This window comes from Wolbachia endosymbiont of Glossina morsitans morsitans, assembly GCF_000689175.1.
In the GTDB taxonomy this organism is placed as follows: Bacteria; Pseudomonadota; Alphaproteobacteria; order Rickettsiales; family Anaplasmataceae; genus Wolbachia; species Wolbachia pipientis.
In genome coordinates, this window is the sequence record NZ_AWUH01000076.1 from 1 (window position 1) to 5,991 (window position 5,991).

Below are 5,991 nucleotides of genomic sequence, written 5' to 3' on the forward strand. Positions count from 1 at the left end.
TTATTTCTGACTTTTTAGTTCAGTTTTTAACCATTCTTTCCTTAACTTAATGGCAGTGACAATAAGCCTATCTATCATTCTAGATGTGATTTCAGTTTTTTTACATGCAAACTCTCTAATCCCACCTTGTAGTTAGGATAAATTAGAGAGACATTAAGATCTTTTTTAATTTTAACATTACTTACTCTTTTTGATCCTAAATAAAAACTCTGTGCATAATCTGGTAACTCAATTGGCTCTGGAGGGCTAACATTGAGAAGTTTGGCTGCATACATTATCACTTCAGATTGTGTAGTGGGTAAATCGTCTGCACAATTGTATATTTCACCAGGTTTTATGTTTTGCATGGAAGAAAATAAAATATTCGATATATCTTCAACGTGAATACGAGAAAAAAAATGCCCTTCTTTTTTCACATTTCTTGCTTTGCCAAGCTGCAAGTCAATTAACACGTTCCTACCAGGACCGTATATTCCAGCTAAACGAAAAATATGTACAGGCAGTTTGCTATTTAGCCACTTCTTTTCAGATTTAAGGCGCTTTTCTCCTCTGATTTCTATAGGTCTTGTTTCAGATTCCTCATCCACCCAATTACCAGAGTGATCACCATAGACGCTAGTTGCAGATAAATAACCAAGCCATTTTACATTTTGCAGGCAATCACCGTATCTCTCCACAACATCATCGCCACCTGGAGGAATAGAAATTAAAATGTGCGTTGCGCTTTTAAGCAGATCTTGACTAACTTTCTCATAATTAAAGAGGGTTACATCTTGTATATTTTTACTTCTTGATGTGCCACTGACTTTCCAACCTAAGTTCAGTAATTTTTTCGATAAAAATTTAGCTACATATCCATAACCAAAGCAAAACAAGTGCATGAAAATTAATTTTTAAAATTCTTCTTGATAAATTCTACTCCTAATTTTATTCCCTCTTCATTAATAATATGCCCTAATGCATGAATTGGGTGTCCTTCAACATTTACTCCATTTTCTTTCAGAGCTTTAACCGCTAAGTCGAGGGACGAAAAAGGTACCACGTCGTCAGCATCACCATGGATAACACATATGTTAGGTTTTGACTTGATCTCTGGTGCAGTTTTTGAAGGTGAAAGAAACCTACCAGAGTATGCAACAACTGATGCACAGGATTGAGAGCGGGTGAGAGCTGTATGTATTGCAAGCATTGCTCCTTGAGAAAATCCAACTAAAGAAAGTTGCGTATCTTTTAAATTAAGCTCCTTTAATTTTGTATCAATGAAATGATTTATAATTGATGTAGCATTTTTTACTCCATTATATAGCGCTTCCTCACTACGATCTTCCAAGCTGAACCACTGATAACCATCACCTATTTCTCTCTTAAACGGAGCATTGGGTGCTACAAAATATGAACCCAGTAAAAACTTGCTCATAACTTTAGCAAGGTGAATGAAATTATCGCCACTTGAGCCCCAACCATGTAAAAAAATAATCAAATTTTTCTTATTTCCGCCTGCACAAATTTCTAGGCCTTTAAGTTCAATCATTTCTTTTCCTTTTGCGCTTATATTTTTATTTAACACTAATTTTCAAAATTTTGTAAAACCAATGTGCAATTACGTTCCCGATACTATAGCTAAAGTGACTTAGGTTCATCGACGATTTGAAAAACCGTCATTCCGCTACTTGTTAGCGGAATCTATACTAAGATACCGCGAATGAATCGCGGTATGACGCAGGATTGCTGTCATCCCAGCGTCAAGCACTGGGATGACACCTCTGGGCACTGCCGTCATAAAGGAACCAGTGTCAGCTACTTTCATGACATCAATAATTGACCTCGACTTACCGCCCAACTAGAAAATTGTATATAGAATGACATAAAATCCAGATGTTATTTACTTACTTTCGATCTTTTCTATCAATTTTTTAACTAAGCCTCTTAGCTTTTTACTGGATTCATCAAGCTCTTGAATCTGCGAGCTGTGCTCTTTCATTAGTTCCTTATAGTTACCCCTTATGTAGTCAATCATTTCCTTCATCCGAGCAACCATCTTGTTAATATCCATACTGCCCAAATCAGGTATCATGCCAGGCATAGCCCCTTCTAACATACCGCCAGCCATAAGCTGCTGAGACATTTGCATAAATGGTTTTAAAGTCTGATTAAGCAATTCAGGATCCTTGGCTAATTTTTCTATTTGCTCTTTGCAAGTATCCATATACTGCTTCACAAATTCATCTTCTTGCCCTTTGTCTATCATAATTATAACCTACCTAAAAACACGTGCTCTTTATTATATATTATTTTAAAGTTAAAAACAATACAAAATACCTGTCACAATTGCATTAATACTTTTTAAATAATAAAAAATGCTCCTTTGCTTATAAAGGGTCACATACCTTCTTTAACCATTCCTTATCTTTTACGCTATTTTCTAAGTTTTTATAGACAAATTGATGGTAGCCATTTATCCATTCAATTTCATCCTTAGTAAGCATTTGCACATTTATTAGTCTTCTATCATATGGAATAGAGGTCAGTTGTTTAAAGTTTAAGAAGCCATTCTCTTGCCTGTCAACATATATCAGATTTTCAATTCTTATTCCATACTCTCCCGGAATGTAATAGCCAGGTTCGTTGGAAAGTATCATCCCTGGCGTGAGTTTCACTTTATTACTTTTTGATATTGCTTGTGGTCCTTCGTGTACTGATAGGTAACTTCCTACTCCATGCCCTGTACCATGCATATAGTCCATTCCAAATTTCCATAAATGCGTACGTGCCAATATATCCAATTCTCCACCAGTAGTGCCAGAAGGAAAGATGACACTTGCTATAGCAATGTAAGCTTTCAACACTATTGTATAGTGGGTTATTTGCTCATTGGTCGGATTACCAACCACTACAGTTCTTGTCACATCAGTTGTGCCATTAAGGTATTGGCCACCAGAGTCAATCAAATATAGTCCACTTTTCTGAATTACCTTATTCGTCTTACTGCTTGCACGATAGTGAATTATTGCTCCATTCTCATTAAATGCTGAAATTGTTGGAAAACTTAGTTGCTTAAACAAATTCTGCTCTTTTCTGTATTCTAAGAGTTTCTCTTCAGCTTCAAGCTCTGTACCAACATTATTTTCAAGCCAATGTAGAAAGTTTGTAACTGCCACTCCATCTCTGATGTGCGCATTTATAGCCCCAGCTATTTCAGTTTGGTTTTTTACTGCTTTATAAATTAGACAAGGATCCTCTCTTTCAGCTACCTGTTTATCTTTTATTACAGCCATAATACTCATTGGAGTTGTATTTGGATCTATAACTATTGAATTTAGCTTGTGCAGCGAATTTTCTAGCTCACTAATATCAAAAATATTTATATGATTGCCTAAATTTGCTTCTATAGTTGAATGTTCTTTATCTTGAATAAACAAATCAACATTACCGCTTTTATACAATATAGCACGGCCCAATATACATGGAGTATATTTAGCATTTTCATTTCTTAAATTTAATAACCATGAAATTGAATTTGGATCAGTTAAAAGCACTACTTCAGCTTCTTTATCTATGCTTTTAGCTATTTTTTCACATTTGTCCTTACTACTTTCACCAGCATATTCAATAGAATGTAAAACCACTGCTTGTTTTCGACAGTCACTTTCTTTTCCAGCTAAACAGGGTATTAATTTACAGATATTCTCATACTTTCTTATATCTTCTATGGTAAAATATTGCAAATAATAACCTAGTGAGGCAGTCGATGTTAAGTTTGCTTTTATCCATTCGCGTGGATCCTCTTCTTGTATATTATATACTTGAAAATTGCCCCGATCGAGCTGATTGCGAGCTTGTGTGATGTAGCGTCCATCCGTAAAAAATGGGCACTTGTTGTCTTTTGTAACGATAAGTAGCCCATTTGTTCCTGTGAAGCCACATAACTTGGTTAACTCGTCTGAATATTCATTTAAATATTCATCTTTAGTGTGCAATACAAATGCGTCAACATTTGTTTCACGCATAAAAGATCGAAATTCTTCGATTTTTGACATAGAACACCTCATACAAAATTAGCAGCCACTTTCGTTTTCCTGTTTCTCAAATACACTAATATGCTCACTATCGCTGCAGGAGTGATGCCTTGTATTTGCTTTGCAATGCCAATCGTCGCTGGTTTTATCGTCTGCAACTTTTCTATTACTTCACTTGACAGGCCTTTAACTTGTGAATAGTTGAAATCAATTGGAATTTGAGTGTTAATTTCCTCTCGTAAAAACTTCATATCCGCTTCTTGTCTTATTAGATAAGGTTTGTATTTTGCTTCAATTTCAACCGCTTCGCATATTTCATTCTTAGCTCTATTATCCGCTTTGGTGTGTCCCATTTTGTCATTCCAGCGCGTGACGCTGCTTAACTCCGGCCATATTTCTTGTAATTTATTCCAGTCGATGTTTGGATAGCTAAGTAAATCTAGTGCCGTTTTTCTTATCCCATCATAAGATATTTTGATACCATAAGACCTAAGCTGCTCAGGAGTAATCGTCAGACTCCCTAACTTCTCTTCAAGCTGCTTAATGGATTCAAGTTTATTCTGTAAAACAGAGTATCTCTCATGCGAAACAAGGGAAATATCATAACCTTTTTGTGTTAATCTTCTATCTGCATTGTCTGACCTGATAGCTAGCCTATATTCTGCACGTGAAGTAAATAATCTATAAGGTTCGATCACCCCTTTGATGACTAGATCATCTATCATTACGCCGACATATGAGTCTGTGCGATGAAGAACAAAGCTTTCTTTTTTTTCAGATGCAGAGAGTGCTGCATTAATTCCGGCGATAATTCCTTGCCCTGCTGCTTCTTCATATCCAGTGGTGCCATTAATTTGGCCAGCAAAATATAGGCCTTTAACTTTCTTAGTTTCGAGAGTATGAAACAGCTCTCGTGGGTCAATATAGTCATACTCAACTGCATATCCAGGTCTTAGTATTTCTGCATTTTCAAGTCCCTTGATACTCTTTATCATTTCACACTGCACTTCAATAGGCAATGAATTTGAAATTCCGTTCGGGTATATAGTATCATCATTCAAGCCCTCTGGTTCTAAAAATATTTGATGACTACTTTTTTCTGCGAATTTTTTAACCTTAGTTTCAATGGATGGGCAGTATCTTGGTGCTATAATATCATCCAAATACGAAGAAGCTGACCTGTGCAGATTCTCTCTAGTTATTTTATGCGTGTTTTCATTAGTATGGGTAATAAAGCATGATACCTGAGGTTGGTTAATTTTTTCTGTTAAGTAAGAAAACGGCACAGGTGGATTATCACCCACTTGTTCTTGCAATATTGACCAGTTTATAGTGCCACGATCAAGCCTTGGCGGAGTTCCGGTACGCAATCTACCTAATTTAAAATTATATTTCTTCAACGTATTTGCAAGTTCTACGGCAGGCTTATCTCCCATTCTCCCTGAAGGAGTTACCTGCTCTCCTACATGAATCACACCCCGCAGAAAAGTCCCTGTAGTTAGAACGACTTTACTTGTCAGTATATGCTCCCCTGAGCTTGTTATTACAGCTTTAATGCACAATTCTCCATTGTTATTACTCTCTATAAGAAAATCGTCAACCGACCCTTCTTTTACCGTCAAATTATTATAATTTAGAATAATTTCCTGTATTGCTTGCTTGTATAATTTTCGATCTGCCTGTGCACGTGGTCCCCACACTGCCGCACCTCTGCTGCTATTTAAAATGACTGAGTGTATGCTTGCTCGGTCGATTGCTCTTCCCATTATTCCATCAAGAGCGTCAACTTCCCTGACTACAACACCCTTTGCAACTCCTCCGATTGCTGGATTGCAGGACATTTCCCCTATAGTTGAAATTTTATGAGTTATAAGTAGCGTGTTTGCACCAAGGCGAGCTGCTGCAGCAGCAGCTTCGCACCCTGCATGACCACCACCTACCACCACTACATCATATTTATGCATGCTTTTTAAGT

At 36.6% G+C, this 5,991-nt stretch carries 6 protein-coding genes; all 6 read right to left on the minus strand.

What is annotated here, in order from left to right; translation table 11 throughout:
• Positions 1-74: 74 nt before the first annotated feature.
• Positions 75-881 carry an SDR family oxidoreductase gene (locus tag WGMM_RS01755; protein ID WP_038249183.1) on the minus strand — a complete coding sequence of 269 codons (807 nt, stop codon included), beginning with the start codon at positions 879-881 and terminating at the stop codon, positions 75-77.
• A 5-nt stretch (positions 882-886) separates the two neighbouring features.
• A complete protein-coding gene (locus WGMM_RS01760) occupies positions 887-1,531 on the minus strand; it encodes a dienelactone hydrolase family protein (protein ID WP_038249196.1) in 645 nt (214 codons plus the stop codon).
• A gap of 135 nt (positions 1,532-1,666) precedes the next feature.
• Positions 1,667-1,840, minus strand: coding sequence for a hypothetical protein (locus WGMM_RS06510; RefSeq protein WP_240991844.1), 174 nt, complete (start codon positions 1,838-1,840; stop codon positions 1,667-1,669).
• Positions 1,841-1,882: 42 nt separating this feature from the next.
• Positions 1,883-2,248, minus strand: a complete 366-nt coding sequence (locus WGMM_RS01765) for a hypothetical protein (protein ID WP_038249186.1) — start codon at positions 2,246-2,248, stop codon at positions 1,883-1,885.
• Between the two features lie 121 nt (positions 2,249-2,369).
• Positions 2,370-4,037: an aminopeptidase P family protein gene (locus WGMM_RS01770; protein ID WP_038249189.1), complete on the minus strand. Its 1,668-nt coding sequence runs from the start codon at positions 4,035-4,037 to the stop codon at positions 2,370-2,372.
• A gap of 8 nt (positions 4,038-4,045) precedes the next feature.
• Complete coding sequence (gene mnmG / locus WGMM_RS01775) at positions 4,046-5,980, minus strand: tRNA uridine-5-carboxymethylaminomethyl(34) synthesis enzyme MnmG (protein ID WP_038249192.1); 1,935 nt, start codon at positions 5,978-5,980, stop codon at positions 4,046-4,048.
• Between the last annotated feature and the right edge of the window lie 11 nt (positions 5,981-5,991).

Bases quoted from the DNA above. Each gene is read 5' to 3' on its own strand.
- WGMM_RS01755 (WP_038249183.1), bottom strand. From the start codon at position 881: ATGCACTTGTTTTGCTTTGGTTATGGATATGTAGCTAAATTTTTATCG.
- WGMM_RS01760 (WP_038249196.1), bottom strand. From the start codon at position 1,531: ATGATTGAACTTAAAGGCCTAGAAATTTGTGCAGGCGGAAATAAGAAA.
- WGMM_RS01765 (WP_038249186.1), bottom strand. From the start codon at position 2,248: ATGATAGACAAAGGGCAAGAAGATGAATTTGTGAAGCAGTATATGGAT.
- WGMM_RS01770 (WP_038249189.1), bottom strand. From the start codon at position 4,037: ATGTCAAAAATCGAAGAATTTCGATCTTTTATGCGTGAAACAAATGTT.
- mnmG (WP_038249192.1), bottom strand. From the start codon at position 5,980: ATGCATAAATATGATGTAGTGGTGGTAGGTGGTGGTCATGCAGGGTGC.